This window comes from Enterococcus olivae, from assembly GCF_053760925.1.
Genome location: NZ_JBSMVT010000011.1, coordinates 38,697 through 63,018 on the forward strand (window position 1 = coordinate 38,697; position 24,322 = coordinate 63,018).

The window sequence follows — 24,322 nt, forward strand, 5'->3', positions numbered from 1 at the left end:
TTATGAAGAACGGAGGTCAGCTATGTTAAAAACACTTAATCAGTCTTTAAATGTATTGAATCTCTTTACAAAAGAACATGAACGATGGACTGTTCGAGAGATCGCCGGTAAATTGGATATGAATCATACCGCCGTTTACCGCATACTCGAAACCTTTGTCCGAAATCGTTATTTGATAAAAAACCAGCACACAAAGCAGTACGAAATAGGTCCTGCACTTGCACTGTTCAGCTATCTTTCTTATGATAAATACAATGTCGCCACCTTGACTCAACCCTTTTTAAATAATTTGATGCAAGAAACCGGCGAATCCGTTTATTTGGTCAAACTGGATCATTTGGAAGCCACAACGATCGATGCTTTCGAACCCGTCAATAAAGTCAGCTTTGCTGTTCCTTTGAATAAATCGATGCCTCTCTATTCCGGTGCCTCCTATTGGGCGATTCTGGCCTATCTGGAAGAAGAACAGATCCAGTCTGTCTTAACGAGTCCTTTTGATCAATTGAGACCTACAACGCACCTGAATGTACCTACACTGGAAAAAATACTCAATGAAACACGTGAGCAGGGTTGGTGCGTCAGCAAAGAGATTGTGACTCCCGACATCGTGGCCATTGCGGCTCCGATTTTTTCCAACGATGTCATTCTTGGGTCTCTAGCGATCGCTAAACCGACCTATCGTACAAAAGAAGAAGATATCAATGCCTTAGGGCAACTGGTCAAAATGACCGCTAACCAAATCTCGGCAGTTCTTTCGGAAAACGATCTGAATCTTACTTCGTATCGCTTCTTTAAAGAAAAAGCACTGCAAATCAACCAAGTCTAACGATAGTCATCGAACCATTTCATCATTTCTTGTAGACGAATGATCCGCAGCTTAGGTCTTCCGGTCCGAGAAAGTTCATGATTAGAATGATTGAAGCGAATCAATTTCGCTTCTTTTTTTAGGTATTTTAATGCTCGATACCACTGATCTGCCTGTTCCATCGGACAACGATAATCTTGTTCAGCCTGCATCACGAGCACCGGTGTCTCCACATTTTTCACGTGTGCCAGTGGTGATTTTTCCCAAAGGATCTCTGGATTCAAGATATCTGCGCCATTTTCTTCTACAAAAAAATAATAGCCAATGTCACTAGTACCGATCATGCTAACAAAATTAGACATCGACCGTTGCGTGATCGCTGCTTTGAATCGCTTGGTTTTCGTCAAGATCCAGTTGACCATAAAGCCGCCGTAACTACCACCAGTCACAAACAAAGCGTTTGGATCGATACATGGATAATCTGACAGAACACCATCAACAGCGGTCATGAGATCTTGATAATCCCCTTCACCATATTTTCCAACAACACCATCCAAATGTGTTTGTCCATAACCAAAGCTGCCCCGAGGATTGATCAATAAAACCAGATAGCCTTGACTGACCATGTGCTGTACTTCGTGATGGAAGGTCTCGGCATGCATCGTATACGGACCGCCATGAATATTGACGATCAACGGATACGTTTTTTCTTTCGAAAAATCTTCTGGCAAGACTAAAAAGCCCGGCACACGACCGTGATCTTTTGCTGGATATTCGACCTTCTGATAAATCACTTGGACTCTTTCCCTCAAGAACTCATTAGGAGACAGTAGCAATTCCTGCTCCTCAGATAAAAGATCTACTCGAAAAACTTGAGCAGCTTCTTGAGGCGAGCTGACACAAACTAGCATTTCTGACTTTTCTGGATGGATCGCAAAATCCGTAACGTGCGGTCCAATCTTTTCCAATTCTTGCCAAGAACCATCTACACTTACTCGAAAAAGGCTGACTCTGCCTTCTAAGCTGACCAGCGTAAAGAAACAACGTTCACTGTTCGACCATTGCAGCAGACCATTGGAAGGCCCTGCCTTACAATCACTGACGGCAAAGTCACTGACTTGTGCGTCCAATGAAGCGGTCAATTCCTGCAATGTCTCCTGCTTTAGATCGTAGGCATAAACACTGAGCTGATTACTCGTATGGTAGCTGACTGGACTTCCGATCATACCGATATAACGTCCGCCTTTGGAATAGGTCGGTTCGCCAAACATCCCTGTCTCAAACTCCTTAGTCAACCTTTCAATTTCCTTCGTCTGAAGATTCAAGCGGAAAACCCCTGAATCCTGATTGAATTCATCCGTAGACAAACGGTTTTCAAAGGTTAAATACTGACCGTCCGGTGAAATCGACAGACTTTTTTTCAGCCCATAACCAACACTGTGTGTCGTCAGTTCTTCAACTGTCGAGTGTTCTAGCGAAGTCAAACAAATCAATGAATGATCCTGATTTGAAACCAGCCCTCTACCATTTTCCAAATAATTGATCGAATCTGTAATGAACACATCCGGATCGACCTGTTGATTGGTCGTACGCAAAGTGGTGTAAAAAAACTGCTGACTGTCTGGATGCCAAGTAGCTGCTGTCACACCAGCTTTTTCATCAGTTACCTGTTTGATCGATTGATCAGACAGTTGATAATAAAAGACTTGCTGCACACCATTTCTCGTAGATAAAAATAAAAAGCCGCTTCCTTCTCTATTCCATGTTGGTGAAATGTTCCAACCTTCTTCGATCAGACAATGCTTGGCTTTTGTTGCAAATTCATAGAGAAAGATTTTAGAAAGATACTGATCACTGGCTTCATCGGTTTGATGTTCTACATACAAAAAACACTCTCCATTTGGATGATACACCGGCGTACTGATCGTTCTTACTTGAAATATATCTTGAATTTCCATTCCTGACATCTGCTTCCCACCTATCTCTATTCATTTAAAAAGTCGATCGCCGCCAAAGTATAGACTTTTGCAGAATTGATGACTTGAGAAACCTTTACTTTTTCGTTGAATCCATGGATAGTGTCCAGCTCGGCAGGTCCGTATTGCAACACAGGAATATCATATTCTCTAAAGTGACGGGCATCACTGCAGGCCCACTGCAAGACACCGTAGGCATGATCCTTCAGTACATAACTGATATTGTCAACGATTGCTCGACAAACAGGATCCTCCGCAGGGGTATAATTCGCTGAGCTCTTGAAGCCAAAGCTTTCAATCGTATAATCGATTCCTAAAGCATCTAACTCTTTTTTGATATAAGACATTGTTTCTTCGTTAGTGATTCCAAATGGCAGACGACAGTCCACATTGACGACACATTTGTCTGCCACAACATTGGCACTCGTTCCGCCTTCGATCGTTCCTATATTACAAGTGATTTTTTCAAAAACACCACGAGTTTCTTCCCGTTCATTGCCAATCAAATACTCATTGGAAACCTTTAATAGCTCGGTCAACTCTTTAGGTGGTTGGATGTCCAAATCTGTAACAGTGCGGATCCGTTCAATCGCTCGAATCGCATCAACGATCGCATTTTTTCCAACAAAAGGTGCTAAACTTCCATGTCCTGGAACACCGTTGACGGTCAATTTGAACCAGCAGGAACCTTTTTGACCAATCGTTGGATTCAGCTCACTAGAGGGTTCTGCAATCAGACAGCCGTCTCCTTTGATGATTCCTTGTTCCAATAACCAAGGAACACCAAAATCACCGCCGCTCTCTTCGTCTGGAACGATCGCCAAGACGAGTTCTCCTGCCAGTGGGACCTCGTATCTTTTTAGTAGCACTGTCGTAAAGATCAAGCCCGCAAGTCCAGCCTTCATATCACTTGCTCCACGACCTAGCAAATAGCCATCTTTTATTTCCCCGGAAAAAGGAGAAAATTCCCATTGCTCTAAATCACCAACAGGAACTGTGTCTGAATGTCCACAATAAATCAAGGTTTTGCCAATTTTCGGGCCAATCGAAGCTACGATATTAAAACGATGCGGATCGGGTTCATAGGTTGTGGCTTCAATGCCATTTTCTTTCAAGTAGTTCACAATAAAGCTTGTGATCTCGCGGGTGTCCCCTTCTGGATTTTCACTTGGGATCTGTAATAATTTAGCCGTTAGTTCAATTAATTCTTCCTGATGTTTTGCCACCAGTTCAATTAGTTGTTCCTTGTCAAACATCGTGTCACTCCTCACCAGTTTTTATACTTTTAGGAATTGCTGTCAGCAATTTTTTTGTATACGCATGTTCAGGTTGCTGATAGATTTTTTCAGCATCGCCGTATTCAACGACTTCTCCCATGTACATCACCGCGATTTTATCGCAAAAATAACGGACAACGTTCAAATCATGAGAGATGAACACATACGTTAAATGAAATTCTTCTTGTAAATCTAATAATAAATTCAATACCTGCGCTTGGATCGAAACATCCAAAGCGGATACAGGTTCGTCACAGATCACTAATTTGGGTCGCAGCATCAAAGCCCGAGCAATATTGATCCGTTGACACTGACCGCCGGAAAATTCATGAGGAAAGCGTGTGGCATAAGAACGCTGTAAGCCAACTTTTTCCAGCATTTCCAATGCTTGTTCTTCACGCTCTTTTGCTGTCCCGATTCCATGAATCTCCAAAGGCTCGGTCAAGATAGCCAATATTCGTTTTCGCGGATCCAATGATGCATAAGGATCCTGAAAGATCATCTGAATATCCTTGCGTTTTTCACGAATCTCTTCCTGCGAAAGCTTGGTCAACTCTTCCTCTTCAAAAAATACTTGTCCACCAGTCGGAGTGATCAAGCGTGTCACCAAACGAGCAAAGGTAGATTTTCCACAACCAGATTCGCCAACGATCCCTAAAGTCTCTCCCGTGTGAATCTTTAAAGAAACCTTATTTACAGCGGTCAGAGTTTCCGGGTGTTTGTTGAAAAGCGTTTTTTTCTTGATCGTATATTGCTTTTCTAGATCTTTTGTCTCTAAAATCACTGTGGCTGTCATCGCCTATCCTCCTTTCACTTCTTTTAGATGGAAATGCTTGTAACAAGTACAACGAACAAAATGTCCGGGTTCAACTTCCCGTAATTGCGGATTTTTTTCATGCGCTTCTTTTGGGATCCACGGAATTCGGTCGGCAAAATGGCAAACGTTCTTAGGGATATCCGCTAGCGACGGCACGTTTCCTGCAATCGTAGGTAAACGTCCACTCTCTTTGTTTTCTTTGGGAATTGCATTGATCAACAAACGTGTGTAGGGATGTAGTGGATTTCTAAAGATCGTCTCAGTACTGCCGCTTTCCACCACTTCTCCGGCATACATGATCATGATCTTATCCGCAATATCTGCCACCACTTCTAGATCATGGGTAATAAAGACGATACCGGTATTGATTTTTTCTTGTAGATTTTTTAAAAGATCAATAATCTGCTTTTGAACCGTCACATCTAGTGCGGTCGTTGGTTCATCCGCGATGATCAAAGACGGCGCTGATGAGATCGCCATAGCGATCATTACCCGCTGACGCATTCCTCCTGAAAATTCATGGGGATACAGTTTGACCTTTTTTTCAGGTTCTTTGATACCGACCAATCCCAGCAAACGAACTGCTTCGGCCTTGGCCTCTTTTTTGGTCATTTTATGATGTAGCCGAATCGCTTCTACTAATTGGTTTTCTACAGTAAAAACGGGATTCAAGCTAGTCATCGGATCTTGGAAGATCATTGAGATCTCATTGCCACGGATCGAACGGATCTGGCGCTCATTCATTGGTAATAGATCTTTATCTTTAAATAAAATCTTTCCTTCAGCATAACGAGCATTCTGGGGAAGCAGTTTTAAGATAGAAGTCACTGTTACGCTCTTTCCAGAACCGGATTCGCCAACGATGCCTAGTACTTCTCCTTGCTTCATGTCAAAACTGACATTTTCCACCGCACGAACGCTTTTCTTTTCACTGACAAAATCAATGGAAAGATTTTCTACTGAAAGTAATGTTTCTTTTTCCATAGTCTCTTCTCCTCTTTCCTACAATCTTGTCTTCGGATCCAGCGCATCTCTTAAACCATCGCCAAATAAATTCAATCCCAGAACAGAAAGCAAGATAGACATTCCTGAAAAGACTGCAATATGTGGAGCAATGATCAAATAGTCTTTTCCTTCTTTTAAGATATTCCCCCAGGAAGCTGTCGGTGGTTGGATCCCTAAGCCAAGAAAACTCAAGGCTGCTTCAGAGATAATCGCACCGGCGACACTCATCGTTGCATAAACAATGATTGGTGTCAGACAGTTGGGGAGTACATGACTAAAAATAATTCGTGTTTGTTTGGCACCTAATGATTCGATTACTTCTATAAATAACTCTTCTTTGACACTCAGCACTTGCCCGCGAATCATTCGGGCAAATCCGGGAACATTTCCGATCCCAACTGCGATGATCACGTTCAATAGACCCGTTCCTAAAACCGTCATCAATGTGATGGCTAGCAGAATAAAAGGAAAAGCTGCCAAGGCATCCATCAGACGCATGATGATCGAATCCAGTGTTCCACCGAAATAGCCCGCGATCAGCCCTAACAGAATGCCAATCACCGATCCTACACCAACAGCACCGATCCCAACAATCAGTGAGATCCGCGAACCGTAAACAATTCGGCTAAATAGATCTCGTCCGTAGTTGTCCGTTCCTAATAGGTGACCTTGTTCGCCGGGTCCTAATAAGGTGATCGTCATGTCCATTTCATTCGGCTTATGTGTCGCTAATAAAGGGGCAAAAATCGCCATTAAAAAGACCAGCAAAACTAAAAGTAAGCCAAAGACTGCCAACTTGTTTTGTGCTAATTTTTTGATAAACATTTTTGCCAAACTTGGAGACTTCGCTGTTGTTTCCATTTTATTTCGCCGCCTTTCCAAGATTTACTTTTGGATTTACAACGGTATAGAGCAAGTCAACGACCAAGTTGACCAATACAAAAAGAACCGCTAGAAAAAGAACCGTTCCTTGTACCACAACAAAATCTCGTTTGTTGATCGCATCAACGATCAGACGCCCCATACCCGGCCAGCTGTAGATCGTCTCGGTCAAAACCGCACCACCTAGCATAGAAGAGATCTGCATACCCATGACTGTTAAAATAGGCGTCATAGCATTTTTCAGCGCATGCTTCAAAACAATGATTGTTCCCTTCAAACCTTTTGCTTTGGCTGTTTTGATGTAGTTCTGCTCCAATACCTCTAACATACTGGAACGAGTGATCCTAGAAAAGGTTGCCATCGGAATCGTTGCCAGCGTAACACCCGGCAGTATCAGATGCTTCAGGTAATCGACCAAACCATTGCTCATATTGCCAATCCCTGTGGAAGGCAACCAACCTAGATTGACACTGAATAATAAGACCAACATGATCCCTAACCAAAAGACAGGGATAGATACTCCGACAAGTGATAGAACCGTAAAGAAATAGTCCCAAATACTCCCTTTTTTGACGGCAGAGAGAATCCCTGCCGTCACACCTACTAGTAAAGAAACGATCAAAGAAAAAATCGTTAAAATAATCGTATTAGGGAAACGTTCCATGATGAGCTCGGCTACTGGACGGCGATACGCCATAGAATAGCCAAGATCAAAATGAAGCAATTCTTTCATATATTGGAAAAATTGTTGAAGTTTCGGCTCATCTAACCCCATTTGTTCTCGCAACCGATTGACATCCTCAACACTTGCCTGAGGTCCTAGCATCGTACTTGCAGGATCACCAGGTATCATCCGGGTGATCGCAAATACGATGATCGCTACAAGAAACAACGTGGGGATCAAATCAACTAAACGTTTAGCTGTATATTTTAGCAAGCTTCTCACCTCATTTTTTGTTCGTTTTCGTTCAACTATTCTGTTAAGCCAACATTAGTATCTTCACTGACTAAAACAATCGTTCCGTCAGGTCGTACATTGTAACCAGAAACTTGATTGCTCAATCCAACCAGAATATCTTGATCATACAGATCCAAGTGCGGCAGATCAGCAACGATCAATTTCAATGCTTCCTCATAGATTTGTGCACGTTCTTCTTGATCTGAGGTTTCACTTGTCGCTCTAGCTAGTAATTCGTCTACTTCTGGATTGCTATAGCCGCCCCCGTTACCTAATGCTCCGATTTGTTTAGAATCTAACATTTGATACAAGAAGAAGTCCGGATCTGGATACCAGCTCCAACCCATGATATATAGCGGCGCATTTCCTTTAGATACCGTGTCACTGAAGGTTCCCCATTCAACTGACTTGATCGACACGTTGATACCGATTTTTTCCATTTGTGCCTGGAAGATCGTTGCCGCAGGAACACGTGATTCCCCAACATAAATATCAATGTCGAATCCATCTGGGTAGCCAGCTTCCGTCAATAACTCTTTGGCTGCCTCGACATCTGGTCCACTTGCGTCTTTGACCATTTGCTCTGCTTCCTGGCTATAACCCCATGATGCTTGTGGCAATGGTAGATACGCTTCTTTCGCTTCTCCGTATTGATACACACCCTGCACTAACTCCGTACGATCCAAGGCTAGATTCATCGCTTGACGAACCTTTAAGTCTGCGGTTGGTCCTTCCTCCATATTAAATGAAAGATAACCGATCGACAAACCGTCAGATTTTTCTAAAACTAAGTTGTCATTGCCTTCGATCAACTCGACATTTTGTCCTTTGACATCTGTTGCTACATCGATGTCACCAGATTGCAAGGCATTTCCCATCATGTTTCCATCTGTGATAAAAGTAAATCTCACGCTATCCAAATTTGGTTCAGCTTGCCAATAGTCAGCATTTTTTTCCAAACGGACAAAATCATCTGTCATCCATTCAGCAAAAGCATACGGACCAGTACCAATTGGATTTCTAGCAAACTCATCTCCCATACCTTCGACTTCTTCTTTGGGAACGATCGAATTTCCGGCATCTGTCAGCATAGCTAAAAAGGCAGCATAAGGTGTTTCCAGTTCGACTTCCAATTCAGTATCACTGATTACTGTGATTTCTTTAATATTACGCAAACGATTCATGGCAGAGTCATTCAATGAACGTTCCATCGAATATTTCACGTCTTCTGCTGTCATCAAACGTCCATCCTGATATTCACCCGGATGGAAGTAAACGTCATCTCTTAAATGGAATGTATAAGTAATCAAATCCTCCGAGATCTCCCATTCAGTCGCTAAGCTTGGGACGATTTCTGAAAGATCTTTGTTATACGTAACCAACGTATCAAAAACACTTCTCATAATATTTGACTCATAGACAGCTGTATAGGAGATTGGATCTAGTGTTGCGATCCCTGATGACAAGGCGATGCGCAGTTCGCCACCACTCGTATCTCCGGATGCTCCTTCTCCAGAATCTGTACTTCCTCCACTACTACCACACGCAGCTAGCAACAAACCTAAACTTCCTAAAAGTGCTGTTCTCAATAAAAACTTCTTCATTATGCTTCCCCCTCTTTTTTCATAATAAGAAACTTTTTTTCACATAAAGAATTATAGAGAATTCTATCAGAATTTTAATGAGATTACAATCATTCTATTCCTTTAAATTTACTTTTTTCTTTTTTTACCATTTATAGTTGGTTTTTTCGCAAAAAAAGACAACTTCCTTGTTACAGAAGTTGTCTTTTGACCTTTATTTAAGTGACTAATTCCCTTTTGCCAAACTTGCCTTGTGGTCTTCTTTGATTTTTTCCAACAATTTCGGTTCTTCGATCAGATCCAACGCGGTCTTTGCCAAAAGCTCGGCTGCAACTGCGATCGATTGCAAACCTTTGTCGCTACGAGCGGCGGCTTTGAATTCGATCGAATGTCCCGCAATATAGTCATCTGAGATCGAAACCGTCGGCTGGATCGTTGGGATCACTTGACTGACATTTCCTACATCAGAAGAACCAAAACTTGCACGAGTCGAATCGTCGATCTCATCGGCTGGCACACCGGCTACTTCCGCATGACGGAAGAAAACATCATCAAAGCTTGGGGTAATGATGATATCGTCCACGGAATTTTGGAACAAACCAAACTCATAGGTAGCTCCTGTAGAAAGTGCTGCTGCTTTCACGATGTTCTCCACTTTTGAATAGACATCATTTAAAGTTGAACGATTGGCTGCACGTAAGTAAAAACGACCAGCCGCATATTCTGGAATCACATTGGCAGCAACGCCACCATCTGTAATGATACCATGGATGTTCACATCTTTTGGTACATACAGTCGTAAACCATTGATTCCGTTAAAGACTTGCAACAAGGCCTCCAGTGCACTGATTCCTTTTTCAGGCGCGCCTGCTGCGTGGGAAGCTACACCATAAAATTTGATATCCACTGGATCATTCGCCAGACCCTTAGACGTTTTCGCGTAACGATAGGCAGGATGGACACATAAAGCTGCATCGACATCTTCAAAGAAGCCTTCGCGAACAAAGCTGCCCTTTGCCGATCCGTTCTCCCCACCTTCTTCTCCTGGTGTTCCGTAAACCCGAATTTCTCCACCGACTTCATCAACCACTTGTTTCAGCGCACTCGCTGCTAAAACAGAGTAGGTGCCGAATAGGTTATGACCACATGCATGGCCAATCCCTGGAAGTGCATCGTATTCAGCTAGAAAAGACAAGGTCGGTCCTGCTTTTTCCGCTTTGTAGCGCGCATCAAAACCTGTGTGATGTCCGGCTACATCCTTCGTCACTTCAAACCCTTCTTTTTTTAATCGATCAATCAAAACATCTGAAGAATAGACTTCATAGTTACTGACCTCTGGATGTTCATGAATATCTACTGCTAGTTCTTTATATTCAGGAAGTCTTTCTTGAATAAATGATTTGATCGTTGCATATTTTTCTTCTCTTGCTGTCATTCGAGCAACCTCCTGATAGTTACTATTTTTTATTTTGTACTAAACGCTTTCCATACTAAGAGTTGAGAGCTAATTTGATAGTCTTCATTGCCGTTATCTACTGTAATCCAGTCTGCTGACTGTGACATCCTTAGCGACCACTACTTGCACGCTGTTTTCCAATTACATTAATGACTGATCTTTTTAACGATCCAGTTACTTACAGCTTGACTGATGAAGACCAAAATCAAAATAATGATCATCGCTACCCAAGTGACGTCTGTCTGGAAACGATTGTATCCACGGGTCACTGCCAAACTACCTAACCCACCTGCTCCGACTGCTCCAGCCATCGCTGTCAAACCAATAACATTGATGATCGTTAATGCAGAGACTCTGACGATCCCTGGCAGACCTTCTAATAAATACACACGAAAAATGATTCCCAACGGGCTAGTCCCCATGGCTTCTGCTGCTTCGATCACACCAGGATCCACTTCCAGCAAAGCGATCTCTATTTGTCGCGCAAAGAAGGGAACCACTCCCACGATCAATGGCACCAGTGCAGCAGTTGCACCGATCGACGTCCCAACAATAAAACGAGTAAAGGTTACTAAAATAGCGATCAAAATAATAAATGGGATCGAACGAAAGATGTTGACTATTTTATCTAAGATGTTAAAAATGATCCGATTTTGCAAAATGCCACCCTCACGAGTCACCACTAAAATCACTCCAAAGAATATCCCTAGCACACCTGCAACAATTGATGTCCAAAAAGACATGTACAAGGTTTCGATTGTTGCTTGAACAAATTCATGTGGAATCCCCACGACATTCGGTAAATATTGTTCTATTAAATCTTGCATCTTAGCGTCCTCCTATTGCTTGATCATTTTCTTCTGCTTTTTTCAAAATATTGACGTAGACCCCTTGAGCGATCAAAAAGTCAAAGGCTTTGTAACGTTGATCCAAATCTCCAGCTAATGTGACCACCAAGCTTCCCAGCGGTACATCTTGAATGATCTCGACATTTCCGTAAAGAATATTCGTTACCAACTGAAATTCACGGTACAAGGTGGCAATCAGCGGCTCACTTGTAGAATCACCCACATAAGACAATTCCACCAACCATTCATCATCTTCCAAACGAGAAAAACTTTCGCTTCCGACGATCGTCTCTAAGGCCTGATCAATATGTGTGGCTGTTCGGATAAAGTCTTTGGTCAACGGTTTTTCTGGTTTACTAAAGATCTGAACACTGTCGCCTTGTTCGATCACTTCTCCGTTTTCCATCACCGCTACTTTGTTGCAGATTTCTTTGACTACTTGCATTTCATGAGTGATCAGAACAATCGTTAGTCCTAATTTTTTGTTCAATTCTCTTAAGAGCGCTAAGATCTGCAAAGTAGTTTTGGGATCCAGTGCGCTGGTCGCTTCATCACAGAGCAAAATCTCGGGATCATTAGCTAAGGCTCTAGCGATCGCAACCCGTTGTTTTTGTCCTCCAGAAAGCTGACTTGGATAGGAGTTGATCTTATCCGACAAACCAACCAATTCCAATAATTCCGTGACTTTTTGGCGACGTTCGTCTTTTGACTTCCCAGAATATTTCAAAGAAAAATCAACATTGTCAAAAATCGAACGACCTTTCATCAAATTGAAATGCTGGAAAATCATACCAATCGATTTTCTTTTAGCCCGCAATTCTTTGGGACTTAACTCAGTGAATTCGGTACCGTTGATCTCCACTCGTCCGTTCGTCGGACGCTGCAGCAAGTTGATCACACGGACCAAGGTACTTTTTCCTGCTCCGGAATACCCAACGATTCCGTAGACATCCCCTTTATCTACAGATAGATCTACATTTTTTACTGCATGAACTTCACGATCACCTTGTGAGAATGTCACTGAAATATCTTTTAATTCAATCATTTTCATTTCCTCCTAGTTCCTATTACTTCCTCTTGATAGTCAGCTTCTATAAAAAAAGCATCCTCAAGAAAATAACGCGATTGTTTATTTTCTTGAGGACGCTTTTTTTGCGTGGTACCACCTCAGTTTAAGTTGATTTCTCAACTCCTCTGCGAGTATTGATTACTCTGCAAGTCAACGGCTGCAATCCGTCACTTTCTCGCACGCTTTGCTCAAAAGTGAATACTCAATGGCCATTTTCAAAAAGTTTTTTCTTGCTTCTTTTCAGCTACCGAAGCTCTCTGTACAGTGTCTACTTTTTTACTTACCATATCATCGTATAAATATAAAAAAAAGTCCTTTTACTAGTTGAACTAGTAAAAGGACGAATCGATCGTGTTACCACCTTTGTTCGGAAGTTTCCTTCCCTCAGCCCAACATTTCTAACATACTATAGAAAGATTGGCGTTCTTTTTAACGGTTGAACCATCCGAGAATGCCTACTTATCGACATTCTTTCCTCCAAGGCCATTTTCGACTTATCTGAACTCAACTCTTCTCACCAGCCAGAGTCTCTCTTAAAAGCATCCAAGTCTACTTTCCTTATCAATGGAATAAGATATTTGCTTGATGTGATTAATTTACAGGAAGTCCGAACAAATGTCAACCGCCTTGCTTGTTTTTTTTACTGATTGACCGCGAATGAAAGGACTCTCCAAATCAAAAATCAGTCTTGATACAAGATTCCTTTTTCGATGAGTGCATCCTTGATCGCCTGCAGAATTTCTTGATTTTCATAGCGGATCGTATGCAAATGAATTCCGTCTGTCAGTTGCGAAAGTAATCCGGCATTGGAAGTCTCGTAGCTTTCCATAAAGGAATCCACGTCCGACAGCTCACTGATATGAAGATTGCCGATCAGTTCTCCATAAATATCATGCTCAACAATTACGTTCAACACTTCGCCTCCTAGCGAAACGATCGTCTCCAGCTCTTCTCTCGTCTGGTTTTCCTGATGCTGAACCGCAATCTTACTTTCCAGTTTTGTCTGTAAATGTTCTTGCTTATAGCCTCGGGCAGTCGCAACGATTTCTTCACCAGCCGCGCGCAATAGAGCAATGTCGCCAACGATCACTTGACGACTCACACCTAACTCGCTGGCAAAACGGCTGGCACTGATCGGCTTTTTGGTTTGAGACAACTGGTCAAGGATCCTTTGGCGGCGTTGTGCCCCGTCCATATTCATTCCTCCATTTGCTGTTGTTGATAGTTGCGCGAATGTTTCATTACATCTTTGAACGTATCGACGATCGTCTCATGATAGGCTTCATTCGACACTGTCTGACGAACATTATCTAGGACACGTTCTTCACGACTGTTATCTAAGATTTCCGTATTCCCTTCTTTTTTGATCCGTGCGATCTCCGCAACGGCATTCATTCTTTTTTCTAGTACACGAGCTAATTCACGGTCCAGTGCATCGATTGTCTTCCGTTGTTCTTCCAGTGGTGACACTTGATTCGCTTCTAGTTCGATCACTTTAATGATCTGAGCAGGATTACCAGCAATCACCACATTATCTGGAAAGGACTTTGTGACAACACTTCCTGCACCAACCACGACATTGTCTCCCAAGGTCACTCCCGGAATGATCACCGCATTCCCTCCGATCCAAGCATTGTCACCGATCGTTACAGGCGAGCCATCCTCGAGTCCACTATTGCGCTTGACAGGATGCAAGGGATGGGAAGCTGTATAAATTTGGACATTGGGTGCCAGCATGCAGTTATCTCCAAAAGTAATGGGACAAATATCCAACAAAACGCAATCATAATTGGCGTAAAAGTTTTTCCCTACGGATATGTTGTACCCATAGTCAAAACGGACATTCGGCTCCATATAAATACGATTGGCAACATGACCAAAGGTTTCTTTCATTAATTGTTCACGAACCCCTGCGTCTGTGGTCTGATTGATCAAATGCATCTGCTCTCTGGCAAATTTACGATCAGCTACTAATTCAGGATCGGCAGAAAAATACAATTCTCCTGCAATCATTTTTTCTTTTTCACTACGAATGGTCATGGTATTTCCTCCTGCATGTTAAAGTTCTTTAAATACTCGGCTCGCATCTTCTTGGACAAAGTAATACGGACACGGTAAATGGATCATTGTTTGATTGATCACCAGGATCTCCGCCGTTTCTTTTTTATAATGAATCAGGTCACAAAACGGGTGGACTTGAAAAGAAGTCCCGGCAATAACTAGGAGATCGGCCTGCGAAACAGCATTGATCGCTTGTGTCAGAACGGTGTCTGTAAAACCTTCCCCATACAACACAATATCTGGTCGAAGCTGTCCATCACAATCTTGGTGGCGATCACTTTGCAGATACTCCGACCAAGCAACCTCTTGACCACAACGCCGACAGCTGCATTGATAGAGTGTTCCGTGGAAGTTTGTACAATGACTACTGCCTGCTTTTTCATGCAAGCCGTCAATGTTCTGCGTCACGATATGCACCGTAGTCTCTTGGGAAAGCTGGGCCATTTTTTGATGGATCACATTAGGCTGTGCTTCCGGATGATACAGTTGCATCACAAAATCATAAAACTTTTGAGGTTCACGGTCTAAGCAAACAGTGCTTAATAAATACTCCGGTGCCTCGATTCCCTGATAGACTCCCTGCAACGAACGATAGTCAGGGATTCCCGACGGTGTCGACACCCCTGCTCCAGTTAGAAAGGTCACAGAAGCTGCCTGTTGGATTTTCTCTCTTGCTTCTAAACGGTCACATGGTATCATTTTTCTCACCTCACTGTTATTATACGTGTTCCCTTGCGCAATGCCTAGTAGAAAACTGACAAAAAGGTTTGCAGTCCATGACCACAAACCTTGTGTTTCATATTTTTCACTAAAACAATACTTCAATCATACTAAATCATCCTAACAAAGACATCTGACGAAAAAATGGCATTTGTCAATAAAAAACGATTCCACTAAACAATAGGCAAAACCCACAAATAATCATCTTACAGATTGTTTCTCAACTGAAACAATCCTTTATGTAAGTGTCGCTTTTGCCTATTGTTTGAGCCATTCATAGCACAACAAAATCGATTTTTAGCAATCATGAATCTCGTTTGGAGCTAAAGCCTCACAACGATTTCGCAACTGACTTGAACCAGGACCTTCGTACCGTGTAGGCTCGCGAGACAAAAACGACTACAAATTATAATCCATTTTTTCACAAATTCTGCTGGATTTTTGGATTTTTTCATGACATGCCTTGAAAAACGTGATAAAATATATCGTGATTGAATAAAGTGAGGTGAAAAGAATTTATGTTAGCATCTATTATTTATTGGGGTATTATTTTGGTTTGTGTTGCGTGGGCTGCACTAAGTTTATGGTTCTCTGTTTTCTATCTAGCTCGCAAGGAAAACGGCAATCTTTGGGCATTTGCATTCTTTAACGTGGTCGTTGCGATCGTTCTTGCCATTTCTTTAGTGATTTTCCGTACATGGGGCTTTGGAGTGACACAATACTCTAGCTTGATCTATGTTGTTTTGGCTGTATTGCTAGGTTCAACTGTTCTTCAAGCAGTCTTAGGACGTGAACCAAAAGATGCCTAATCGAAGGAGTCGGTTGACAAACCTACTCTTTTCTTCTAAAATTTTGAAGAATCAAAAAATCAAATACGAGTTACCTTCAACGAGGTAGAGGTCGCGAGGTTCATTATCCCTGTGGAGTGAAGCAACACGTCGAAACAGGACTAGGGAACATCGCCGAAACAATTTCTTTTTTGCTTGGAAAAATTGTTGGGTCGCAAATGAACAATTTGCGAACTGTCTTAGCATTAGCTAGGGTGCGCTATGTTTTGTGAGAAATTTGTTGACGAAAGTTTACAGCCGTTTTCCAATCATGGAGTACGGCTGTTTTTTGTTGTTGCTACACTTGTAAGAAAAAAATAAGGAGTAATTTTATGAGAAAAAAATCTATTTTATGGTCATTGTTTTCTCTAGTCGCACTTTTATTTATCCAGACAGCACCGGTTTCCGCAGATGAAGAACCCTTTCGTGTAGGGATGGAGGCAGCTTATGCTCCCTTCAACTGGACTCAGACAACAGAGGCAAACGGTGCTGTTCCCAAAAGTGGTGAGAAAAACAGTTATGTTGGCGGCTACGATGTAGAGATCGCCAAGAAAATCGCAGTCGGTCTGGATAAGGAGCTGGAAGTCGTCGCTATTCAATGGGACGGCCTAGTACCTGCTCTACAATCAGGTAAGATCGATGCAATTATTGCTGGTATGTCTCCTACAGAGGAACGGCGCAAGGAGATCGATTTTACAGATTCCTATTACGAATCCCATTTAGTAGTGGTTGTTCAAAAGGAAAGCCCGTATGCAGACCCCAAAATCTGGATGATCTAGAAGGGGCTAAAATCACCGCACAGCTAAATACCTTCCACTATACAGTCATTGATCAGATTCCTGGTGTCGAAAAACAACAGGCACAGCAGAACTTTTCTGCCATGCGTGTGGCACTGTCTTCCGGTGTGATTGACGGCTATGTCAGCGAACGACCTGAGGGAGTCACCGCTTCAAATGTAAATAAAAATCTAACGATGATCGAATTTGCAGAAGAGGATGGTTTTCAAACCAGTCCTGAAGATGTTCAAGTAGCAGTCGGTCTGCGAAAAAACGATCCAATGCTGGACCAGATCAATACGATTTTGGCGGATATTCCTCAAGAAGAACGCAATGAGATTATGGATACGGCCGTAGCTAATCAGCCTTCTTCATCAGATGAGGAAGAAACCGGCTTGTTGCAAACCTTCAAACAAATCGTCACACAATATGGAAATCTATTTCTGCGTGGTGCAGGGATCACTGTCTTCATTGCCATCTTCTCCACAATTGCTGGTACACTGATCGGTTTACTAGTAGGAGTCTTTCGGACATTGCCAAAATCAGACAATCCTGTGGCACGCTTGCTGCAAAAATTAATCAACGGTCTGTTGACACTGTATATCGAAGTTTTCCGAGGCACACCAATGATGGTTCAAGCGATGGTTATCTTTTATGGGTTGGCACTTGCCTTCCAGATCGATTTGAATCGAACGATCGCCGCACTCTTCATCGTGTCGATCAATACTGGTGCGTATATGTCTGAAATCGTCCGTGGTGGTATTTTCGCCGTTGATAAAGGACAATTTGAAGCCGCTCAGGCAATCGGGATGACCCACAGTCAAACGATGCGTAAAGTTATTTTACCGCAAGTCATCCGTAACATTCTGCCAGCGATCGGAAACGAGACAGTCATCAATATCAAGGATACGGCCGTTTTGAGTGTGATCAGCGTTGGCGATCTCTTCTTCCAAGGGACTGCCGCTGCTGGAACCAACCTACTGTTCTTCCAAACCTTCACCATCATTGGTGCGATCTATTTGGTCTTGACCGTGACTGCCACTCGCATACTACGCTTGCTGGAAAAGAGAATCGATGGTCCAACTGCTTATGTTCGAGCAGATGATCCGTCAACGACACCAGAACAAGAATAAGGAGGGAACCACTATGTCAGCAATCATTGAAATCAAGCATTTGAAAAAACAATTCGGCGCAAATGAAGTGCTAAAAGATATCAATACGACCGTCCATAAAGGCGAAGTTTTGACAATCATTGGTTCTTCCGGTTCAGGAAAATCAACCTTCCTGCGCTGTATCAACCTGCTGGAAAAACCCAGCAGTGGAGAGATCCTTTATAAAGGAGAAAACGTATTGGAAAAAGGCTACAATTTGCCTAAATATCGTACACATTTGGGTATGGTTTTCCAATCCTTCAACTTGTTCAATAATATGAACGTCATAGAAAATTGTATCTCAGGACAAGTCACTGTTTTAAAAAGAAATCGTGAAGAAGCAAAAACAATCGCTCTGGAAAATTTGACTAAGGTCGGTATGGCAGCCTTTGTTTCAGCCAAGCCGGCACAACTCTCAGGTGGACAAAAACAACGGGTAGCAATCGCTCGTGCCCTGTCCATGAACCCAGATGTTTTATTGTTTGACGAACCTACTTCTGCCTTAGATCCCGAAATGGTCGGTGAAGTATTGAAAACAATGAAAGATTTGGCTGATAGCGGCTTGACTATGGTGATCGTCACCCATGAAATGGGCTTTGCCAAAGAAGTCTCCGACCGTGTGATCTTCATGGATCAAGGCGTCATTGCCGAAGAAGGAACTCCAGAAGAATTCTTTGCGCATCCAAAAGAAGCGCGAACCAAAGAATTCTTACACCGCGTCCTGAATAACTAAATGAAAAAAACAGAGCCGATCAGTAAAACGTTTGTTTTACTGATCGGATTTTTTGCACAGATGGTCCTCGCCCATTTTTTTGAATGATTTTAGCTTCTAAAACAGCACTTTAACCGTGTATATTCATTGGGCAAATACTATAATTTGAGTGAAAGAATTCTTACACGTCACCCTGTAAGCTAATGATGTGAGGAGAAACCTTGAATGCTTCCTAAAAAGAATCGTTACTTTACTGAACTCCAACAAGAATACCGAAAATCGATAGTCAGTGGCTGAAATTGCACTATTATTCAATCATCTTTACCGTTATCGCTGGTTTGTTGATCGAATTTTTGTTAGCTTTTATTTTCTATAAAATGGAGCAGCAAAATATGACGATTTCTCTTACACAATACACGATACAATATGTCCTAAAACCTTTTATTCTCAATACCGGTTTTCTTTTGCTAGCTATTTTCGCAATGCGCGTCCGATTTTCAACGCCTATTCCAAGAATCTATCTGCTTTCGGTCGCACTCATTGGTGTTTGTTTTGTCTTTTACTCCGTGCATTATATTTTCCACATTGCCATTGTCTTCTGTGCACCTATTTTATTTACTGCTTTTTATGGAAATTATCTCTTAACGAGTGTAGTCACCGGAGCCACCTTGGCAGCAAAGCTACTGGCTGATTTTTTTATCTTCTGGGACAATAACCGTCTACCACCGTTTGACTCAGGTCTGACGATCATGCGTATCGTTGTCTCGACCATGTTGTTATGTTTCTTTTATGCCATCAGCATGGTCGTCATTTACTTCCAGCGCAAGAAAAACAACGCCGTGATCCAAAAAGAACAGGAACGCAAAGAAATGGAAAAACAACTGTTGACTGATCCTTTGACTGGTATCTACAATCGAATCGCTTTACAAAATCAGCTACAGACTATTGAAAATACTGCTTCAGAATCAATTTTCTTTGCTATGCTGGATCTGGATTCCTTTAAACAATTGAATGACACTCTTGGACATCCCAAGGGCGATCAGTGTCTGGAGCTCATCGGACAAGTCCTCCAAGAATTCCACTCGGAAACGGTCACTCCTTTTCGTTTTGGTGGAGATGAATTTTGGCTTTTGTTCAATGACCACTCCCACAATGAAGTACTTACCATCTGTACTCGGATTCGCGAGATAGTCAGAAAATCGGTTCACCATTCCTTCGGTGTCCCGCTAACAGTCAGTATCGGGATCGCCAGGCACACTAAAGAGATGCTTGCTGAAGACTTGGTTCAGGAAGCTGATATTGCTCTCTATCGGGCAAAAAAGAAAAAAGACATTATCGCCTTCTAAGACGACACCTATGTTTCTGGTGTCGTCTTTTTTAATGACCATTTATAGTCATCTGTTTTTAGAACAGCTGCACTGCAAGGAGTTCTTACTTCAGATCGATAGATGCAGACTTCGTTTTGTAGGGTAGCAACACTACTAAAATAAGGATTTGCTGAAATTTTCCGACTAGCAATTGCAATTTTAGAAAGACAATGCTACTTTGAGAACAGTTATTTTTAGAAAGTGGGAATGTTATGGAAAAGAAACTGCTATTCAAAGACTATCTTTATATTGGTTCAATGCTTTTTGGTTTGTTTTTTGGTGCCGGAAATCTCATTTTCCCTGTCCACATGGGACAAGAAGCAGGCGCTAATGTCCTTTTAGCCAACTTAGGCTTTTTAGTTACAGGGATTGGACTACCTTTTTTAGGTGTGATTGCTATCGGCAGCTCACAAAGCAACGGTCTATTTGAACTTGCTTCTCGGATCAATCGTCGTTATGCCTTTATTTTTACCATTTTACTTTATCTAGTTATTGGTCCATTTTTTGCCTTGCCACGTTTGGCGACGACCTCTTTTGAGATCGGACTGGCACCTTTTATACCTACCGAGTTTATGGCTCTGGTACTCGCTGGATTCAGCCTATTGTTTTTCTTTACTGCTTGGTGGTTTGCACGCAAACCCTCTAAACTGTTAGATTATGTTGGAAAATTTTTGAATCCGCTGTTCTTGATTTTGCTGGGAATTCTGCTGTTTCTGGCTTTCTTCCGTCCAATGGGAGAAATTGCCAGCGCACCTGTTCAAGCTTCTTATGGAACCAGTCCTTTTTTCAAAGGCTTTGTTGAAGGTTACAATACATTAGATGCTTTGGCTTCCTTGGCCTTTGGGATCATCATCGTGACGACGATTCGTCATCGTGGAGTGACCAAGCCGTCAACCATTGCCATCGACACCATCAAGTCCGGAGCCGTCAGCATTTTATTAATGGGACTGATTTACAGCCTCTTGGCTTATATGGGAACGATGAGCTTAGGTCAATTCCCTTTGAGTGAAAATGGCGGAATCGCCTTGGCACAGATCGCTCATTATTATTTAGGCACATCCGGCAGTGTCGTGCTTGCCATGATCGTGATCGTTGCCTGTTTAAAAACAGGGATCGGACTGATCTCTGCTTTCTCAGAAACTTTTATTGAGCTGTTTCCCAAACGTAATTATGTCTTTTTTTCGACTGTGGTCAGTACGATGGCATGTCTATTCGCCAATATCGGTTTGACAAAAATCATCGAATTTTCGATCCCAGTGTTGATGTTTCTCTATCCTCTGGCAATGACGTTGATCTTGCTAGCTATTTTAGGTCCTTTGTTCAAACACGATCCGCGTGTCTACCAAATGACTACCTATTTTACACTGATTGCTTCCGTGATCGATGGTCTCAATGCTAGTCCCGATTTTCTATCTCAGACAGGATGGGCACAAAGTATCATTTCCCTTGGAAGCTCCTATTTACCGTTCTTTTCGATCGGCATGGGCTGGGTCTTGCCCGCTTGTATCGGATTCGTGTTCGGCTTGATCTGGCATTGGCTGGGTAAACGGACAGCTTAATCACTTCTTTACAATTCTTTACAAGTTTCATAGATTTTTATCACAGATTATTCATACTTATCTTTTATAGTTTATGTATACCAACAAACAACCCTAACGAACACTTTTTCATTTTTTACTCCTGCCTGTCAGCGATTGCTGGCAGGTCTTTTTTTTATCGTCTTTTTCTGTTAAACTGCTTGTAAACCTTTTTTAGGAGAAATAACTATGACATCTACTTACGAAGCTTTTCTAGACCGCTTGTCTAAACCTTCTCGAAGCGCTTTGCTTTTTGAATCCATTGATTCCTTTCAAAAATTAGCTACTTATACCGAAAAAGAGATTCTCGCAATTCATGGCATTGGCCCAAAATCCTTGCCTATCATGAAAGAAGCTCTGCTTGAGAACCATCTGACATTCAAATAAATAGAAAAAACTCGTCCGAAAAAGACGAGTTTTTTATTCAATCGTTTCATTAAACAACACTGAGTCACCTTCTAGATCGATGATCTTCAAACGTTGGGTATTCTTGATATAAACACTCTTGTATTGCTTGTGTCCAGAACCATCGACAAAGAATAAGACCCGTTTGTTTGGATTATCTGTCTCTGTCTCTGTTCCTAGATTTTCTCCAACAAGCTCGTTAAAAATTTGAACCTCTGCAAACTCTGATTCAGCCTCTTTGCTTGCGTCTTCAGGCATTTCAGACATTGATGTTGCAACGGTTGCTTCTGAAGAGTTCACAGACTCACTTTCTGGTGTCGTATCAGTTGTTTGACATCCCGCAAGACCTACTGTTAAGGACAATAATAAGAACACTTTTAGATATTTCATTCAATAACCTCCTTCTTCTCCACCCTATCATATCTGTTCGCGAGTCTCTATTTTTTTTCAAAGGATGAGAAATCTATAAGAAGCTCTTTAATAGTTGGGACCGAGCAGAGCATTCATTACGCTAAACATGTCGAAAAAGGACCTAATCGATAAATACCCATTGCTAGTCAAATTCATGCAGCTTATTTTTCTGTAGGTAGGATACTTATAGATATCCTACATTCCCCTCTTCACATCGATAATATTTTATCTGGTCTACTGCAAAAATAACCCTCATCTCCTGACTCGATTCCTGAGACTTTTCCAATTCAATATATCTCCCTTTTTTTAAAACGACAACACATCAAGTATCTATTTCAGAAACATTCCATGTCTTTTCAAGCTATGATGCTAAAATCAAGAAAATCTTATCACAAGAGAGGAGAAACTGGCCGTGGTAAAAGAAATTCCTCAAAAAATCGTTGATTTACGAGAAAAGAAAAACTGGTCTCAAACAGAGCTCGCTAATAAAATGGACTTCAGCAAATCAACCATGAGTAAAATTTAATCCGGTGCACGAAAAATCACTGCAGACGAGCTAAAAGTACTTTGCTGAGATTTTTGGGGTTACGACAGATTACCTGATTGGCTTAAGCGAGCTGCCTTTTGATTTGAATCAAACGAATCAATTGGATCTTCAAACATTGTTAGAATCCAATGCAAAAATCCGTTATGCAGAAGAAGGTACACTGACAGAATCAGATAAACTGATCCTCAGTGATCTGATTGGTGGATATATCGGGAAGAAGAAACAAAGAGAACAAAGGAAAAATAAAAATAATCTATAAAGACAGCAGAGAATTGCTGTTTTTTTGTATAAAAAAACACTCCGAGCAGCTACTCAGAGTGTTTCCCCACGAACTTCTTTCAATTTTTGCTCGATCAACGTCAAGACTTTTTCTGTCGCTTCAGTATCTTCTACAAAGTTCATTTCATCGCCATCGATCTGGATTTTCGGACTGGCATCGTAGGCTTCAAACCACTGATCGTAACGACGATTCAATTCTTGATAATACTCATACAAACTTGGATCATAAGAAATTTGTTCAAATTCACGTCCGCGTTTTTCGATTCTTTTCAGCATCGTCTCAAAGGAAACACGGATATGGATCAATAGATCCGGATGTTTTTTATGAGCAGCATACGGTAGCTCTTCCAGCATATTTGCCAGTAACTCATCATAAACCTGCACTTCTGTTTCAGTTGCACGACCAAGATCCGCATTTAAATGGAACAACAAAGAATCTTCGTAGATCGAACGATCCAAAACATTGTTGTCATCTTTCAACGCTTTCTTGATACTCTCAAATCGTTTATTCAAAAAATAAATCTGCAATAAAAATGCGTATTTATTAGGATCCGCATAAAAAAGTGGCAATACTTCATTGTCATCGACTGACTCGTAGAAGGCTTGACTCCCTAGATAGTTTGCCAACAAAGCGGTCAAACTAGACTTTCCTGCACCAATCGTTCCTGCTAATACGATCACACTCATTTCCCCCAACTCACTTATCACTAAATATTGTATCATTTATTCAACTTAACCACTTTAACCTACTATATCTAGTAATGTCAAATAAATTTTACGAATAATTTCCTCATTAAAATATAAAAAAATCTC

At 41.7% G+C, this 24,322-nt stretch carries 23 protein-coding genes, 1 pseudogene, 1 riboswitch and 2 other annotated features; of the genes and pseudogenes, 9 read left to right on the top strand and 15 right to left on the bottom strand.

Annotated features, from left to right (window positions below):
- The first annotated feature begins 22 nt into the window (after positions 1-22).
- Positions 23-826 carry an IclR family transcriptional regulator gene (locus ACWODM_RS08780; protein WP_455321003.1) on the top strand — a complete coding sequence of 268 codons (804 nt, stop codon included), beginning with the start codon at positions 23-25 and terminating at the stop codon, positions 824-826.
- Here the strand turns inward: ACWODM_RS08780 and ACWODM_RS08785 are convergent.
- The 13 genes from ACWODM_RS08785 to ACWODM_RS08845 all read right to left on the bottom strand — a co-directional run bounded on the left by ACWODM_RS08785 (position 823) and on the right by ACWODM_RS08845 (position 15,436).
- On the bottom strand, positions 823-2,772 hold the full coding sequence (locus tag ACWODM_RS08785) for a S9 family peptidase (RefSeq protein ID WP_455321004.1): 1,950 nt from the start codon (positions 2,770-2,772) through the stop codon (positions 823-825). The genes ACWODM_RS08780 and ACWODM_RS08785 overlap by 4 nt on opposite strands.
- A 17-nt stretch (positions 2,773-2,789) precedes the next feature.
- Entirely contained in the window at positions 2,790-4,037 is a 1,248-nt protein-coding gene (locus ACWODM_RS08790) for a M20 family metallopeptidase (protein WP_455321005.1), read from the bottom strand.
- 4 nt (positions 4,038-4,041) lie between these two features.
- Positions 4,042-4,854 (bottom strand): ABC transporter ATP-binding protein, encoded by an 813-nt coding sequence (locus tag ACWODM_RS08795; RefSeq protein ID WP_455321006.1) that lies wholly within the window; start codon positions 4,852-4,854, stop codon positions 4,042-4,044.
- Positions 4,855-4,857: 3 nt separating this feature from the next.
- Entirely contained in the window at positions 4,858-5,859 is a 1,002-nt protein-coding gene (locus ACWODM_RS08800) for an ABC transporter ATP-binding protein (RefSeq protein WP_455321007.1), read from the bottom strand.
- 18 nt (positions 5,860-5,877) lie between these two features.
- Positions 5,878-6,741 (bottom strand): ABC transporter permease, encoded by an 864-nt coding sequence (locus ACWODM_RS08805; RefSeq protein WP_455321008.1) that lies wholly within the window; start codon positions 6,739-6,741, stop codon positions 5,878-5,880.
- A 1-nt stretch (position 6,742) separates the two neighbouring features.
- The gene (locus ACWODM_RS08810; protein WP_455321009.1) at positions 6,743-7,699 is read right to left on the bottom strand and encodes an ABC transporter permease; all 957 of its coding nucleotides are present in this window, start codon (positions 7,697-7,699) and stop codon (positions 6,743-6,745) included.
- 35 nt (positions 7,700-7,734) lie between these two features.
- Complete coding sequence (locus ACWODM_RS08815; protein WP_455321010.1) at positions 7,735-9,324, bottom strand: ABC transporter substrate-binding protein; 1,590 nt, start codon at positions 9,322-9,324, stop codon at positions 7,735-7,737.
- Between the two features lie 205 nt (positions 9,325-9,529).
- Complete coding sequence (locus ACWODM_RS08820) at positions 9,530-10,738, bottom strand: M20 family metallopeptidase (RefSeq protein WP_455321011.1); 1,209 nt, start codon at positions 10,736-10,738, stop codon at positions 9,530-9,532.
- Positions 10,739-10,905: 167 nt separating this feature from the next.
- Positions 10,906-11,586: a methionine ABC transporter permease gene (locus ACWODM_RS08825; RefSeq protein ID WP_455321012.1), complete on the bottom strand. Its 681-nt coding sequence runs from the start codon at positions 11,584-11,586 to the stop codon at positions 10,906-10,908.
- Position 11,587: 1 nt separating this feature from the next.
- Positions 11,588-12,652: a methionine ABC transporter ATP-binding protein gene (locus ACWODM_RS08830; protein ID WP_455321013.1), complete on the bottom strand. Its 1,065-nt coding sequence runs from the start codon at positions 12,650-12,652 to the stop codon at positions 11,588-11,590.
- 91 nt (positions 12,653-12,743) lie between these two features.
- Positions 12,744-12,977, bottom strand: a binding site (T-box leader).
- Positions 12,978-13,009: 32 nt separating this feature from the next.
- Positions 13,010-13,250, bottom strand: a binding site (T-box leader).
- A gap of 108 nt (positions 13,251-13,358) precedes the next feature.
- Complete coding sequence (locus tag ACWODM_RS08835; protein ID WP_455321014.1) at positions 13,359-13,871, bottom strand: 3H domain-containing protein; 513 nt, start codon at positions 13,869-13,871, stop codon at positions 13,359-13,361.
- Between the two features lie 2 nt (positions 13,872-13,873).
- Positions 13,874-14,716, bottom strand: coding sequence for a chorismate mutase (locus ACWODM_RS08840; protein ID WP_455321015.1), 843 nt, complete (start codon positions 14,714-14,716; stop codon positions 13,874-13,876).
- A gap of 18 nt (positions 14,717-14,734) precedes the next feature.
- Positions 14,735-15,436, bottom strand: coding sequence for an NAD-dependent protein deacylase (locus tag ACWODM_RS08845; RefSeq protein WP_455321016.1), 702 nt, complete (start codon positions 15,434-15,436; stop codon positions 14,735-14,737).
- A gap of 539 nt (positions 15,437-15,975) precedes the next feature.
- Between ACWODM_RS08845 and ACWODM_RS08850 the strand changes: the two genes are divergently transcribed.
- The 6 genes and pseudogenes from ACWODM_RS08850 to ACWODM_RS08875 all read left to right on the top strand — a co-directional run bounded on the left by ACWODM_RS08850 (position 15,976) and on the right by ACWODM_RS08875 (position 22,254).
- The gene (locus ACWODM_RS08850; RefSeq protein ID WP_455321017.1) at positions 15,976-16,266 is read left to right on the top strand and encodes a hypothetical protein; all 291 of its coding nucleotides are present in this window, start codon (positions 15,976-15,978) and stop codon (positions 16,264-16,266) included.
- 77 nt (positions 16,267-16,343) lie between these two features.
- Positions 16,344-16,515, top strand: a riboswitch (Lysine riboswitch).
- Positions 16,516-16,616: 101 nt separating this feature from the next.
- A pseudogene (locus tag ACWODM_RS08855) lies at positions 16,617-18,193 on the top strand (ABC transporter permease subunit).
- A gap of 13 nt (positions 18,194-18,206) precedes the next feature.
- The gene (locus ACWODM_RS08860) at positions 18,207-18,944 is read left to right on the top strand and encodes an amino acid ABC transporter ATP-binding protein (protein WP_455321018.1); all 738 of its coding nucleotides are present in this window, start codon (positions 18,207-18,209) and stop codon (positions 18,942-18,944) included.
- Between the two features lie 278 nt (positions 18,945-19,222).
- Entirely contained in the window at positions 19,223-20,269 is a 1,047-nt protein-coding gene (locus ACWODM_RS08865; protein ID WP_455321019.1) for a GGDEF domain-containing protein, read from the top strand.
- A gap of 233 nt (positions 20,270-20,502) precedes the next feature.
- On the top strand, positions 20,503-21,849 hold the full coding sequence (gene brnQ / locus ACWODM_RS08870; RefSeq protein ID WP_455321020.1) for a branched-chain amino acid transport system II carrier protein: 1,347 nt from the start codon (positions 20,503-20,505) through the stop codon (positions 21,847-21,849).
- A gap of 207 nt (positions 21,850-22,056) precedes the next feature.
- Positions 22,057-22,254, top strand: a complete 198-nt coding sequence (locus ACWODM_RS08875; protein WP_455321021.1) for a hypothetical protein — start codon at positions 22,057-22,059, stop codon at positions 22,252-22,254.
- Between the two features lie 33 nt (positions 22,255-22,287).
- On the opposite strand, the gene ACWODM_RS08880 is transcribed toward ACWODM_RS08875, so the two are convergent.
- Entirely contained in the window at positions 22,288-22,662 is a 375-nt protein-coding gene (locus ACWODM_RS08880) for a hypothetical protein (protein WP_455321022.1), read from the bottom strand.
- A gap of 433 nt (positions 22,663-23,095) precedes the next feature.
- Here ACWODM_RS08880 and ACWODM_RS08885 point away from each other — a divergent pair, with 433 nt between their 5' ends.
- Together ACWODM_RS08885 and ACWODM_RS08890 are read left to right on the top strand one after the other, a co-directional pair.
- Entirely contained in the window at positions 23,096-23,209 is a 114-nt protein-coding gene (locus ACWODM_RS08885; protein ID WP_455321023.1) for a helix-turn-helix domain-containing protein, read from the top strand.
- A 103-nt stretch (positions 23,210-23,312) separates the two neighbouring features.
- Positions 23,313-23,489 carry a hypothetical protein gene (locus ACWODM_RS08890; protein WP_455321024.1) on the top strand — a complete coding sequence of 59 codons (177 nt, stop codon included), beginning with the start codon at positions 23,313-23,315 and terminating at the stop codon, positions 23,487-23,489.
- 53 nt (positions 23,490-23,542) lie between these two features.
- Here the strand turns inward: ACWODM_RS08890 and ACWODM_RS08895 are convergent, their stop codons facing one another.
- On the bottom strand, positions 23,543-24,196 hold the full coding sequence (locus ACWODM_RS08895) for a deoxynucleoside kinase (RefSeq protein ID WP_455321051.1): 654 nt from the start codon (positions 24,194-24,196) through the stop codon (positions 23,543-23,545).
- Between the last annotated feature and the right edge of the window lie 126 nt (positions 24,197-24,322).

What these genes read in the sequence shown, in the direction of transcription:
- ACWODM_RS08780 (WP_455321003.1), top strand. Translation starts at nt 23, where the DNA reads ATGTTAAAAACACTTAATCAGTCTTTAAATGTATTGAATCTCTTTACA.
- ACWODM_RS08785 (WP_455321004.1), bottom strand. Translation starts at nt 2,772, where the DNA reads ATGTCAGGAATGGAAATTCAAGATATATTTCAAGTAAGAACGATCAGT.
- ACWODM_RS08790 (WP_455321005.1), bottom strand. Translation starts at nt 4,037, where the DNA reads ATGTTTGACAAGGAACAACTAATTGAACTGGTGGCAAAACATCAGGAA.
- ACWODM_RS08795 (WP_455321006.1), bottom strand. Translation starts at nt 4,854, where the DNA reads ATGACAGCCACAGTGATTTTAGAGACAAAAGATCTAGAAAAGCAATAT.
- ACWODM_RS08800 (WP_455321007.1), bottom strand. Translation starts at nt 5,859, where the DNA reads ATGGAAAAAGAAACATTACTTTCAGTAGAAAATCTTTCCATTGATTTT.
- ACWODM_RS08805 (WP_455321008.1), bottom strand. Translation starts at nt 6,741, where the DNA reads ATGGAAACAACAGCGAAGTCTCCAAGTTTGGCAAAAATGTTTATCAAA.
- ACWODM_RS08815 (WP_455321010.1), bottom strand. Translation starts at nt 9,324, where the DNA reads ATGAAGAAGTTTTTATTGAGAACAGCACTTTTAGGAAGTTTAGGTTTG.
- ACWODM_RS08820 (WP_455321011.1), bottom strand. Translation starts at nt 10,738, where the DNA reads ATGACAGCAAGAGAAGAAAAATATGCAACGATCAAATCATTTATTCAA.
- ACWODM_RS08825 (WP_455321012.1), bottom strand. Translation starts at nt 11,586, where the DNA reads ATGCAAGATTTAATAGAACAATATTTACCGAATGTCGTGGGGATTCCA.
- ACWODM_RS08830 (WP_455321013.1), bottom strand. Translation starts at nt 12,652, where the DNA reads ATGATTGAATTAAAAGATATTTCAGTGACATTCTCACAAGGTGATCGT.
- ACWODM_RS08835 (WP_455321014.1), bottom strand. Translation starts at nt 13,871, where the DNA reads ATGGACGGGGCACAACGCCGCCAAAGGATCCTTGACCAGTTGTCTCAA.
- ACWODM_RS08840 (WP_455321015.1), bottom strand. Translation starts at nt 14,716, where the DNA reads ATGACCATTCGTAGTGAAAAAGAAAAAATGATTGCAGGAGAATTGTAT.
- ACWODM_RS08845 (WP_455321016.1), bottom strand. Translation starts at nt 15,436, where the DNA reads ATGATACCATGTGACCGTTTAGAAGCAAGAGAGAAAATCCAACAGGCA.
- ACWODM_RS08850 (WP_455321017.1), top strand. Translation starts at nt 15,976, where the DNA reads ATGTTAGCATCTATTATTTATTGGGGTATTATTTTGGTTTGTGTTGCG.
- ACWODM_RS08860 (WP_455321018.1), top strand. Translation starts at nt 18,207, where the DNA reads ATGTCAGCAATCATTGAAATCAAGCATTTGAAAAAACAATTCGGCGCA.
- brnQ (WP_455321020.1), top strand. Translation starts at nt 20,503, where the DNA reads ATGGAAAAGAAACTGCTATTCAAAGACTATCTTTATATTGGTTCAATG.
- ACWODM_RS08875 (WP_455321021.1), top strand. Translation starts at nt 22,057, where the DNA reads ATGACATCTACTTACGAAGCTTTTCTAGACCGCTTGTCTAAACCTTCT.
- ACWODM_RS08880 (WP_455321022.1), bottom strand. Translation starts at nt 22,662, where the DNA reads ATGAAATATCTAAAAGTGTTCTTATTATTGTCCTTAACAGTAGGTCTT.
- ACWODM_RS08895 (WP_455321051.1), bottom strand. Translation starts at nt 24,196, where the DNA reads ATGAGTGTGATCGTATTAGCAGGAACGATTGGTGCAGGAAAGTCTAGT.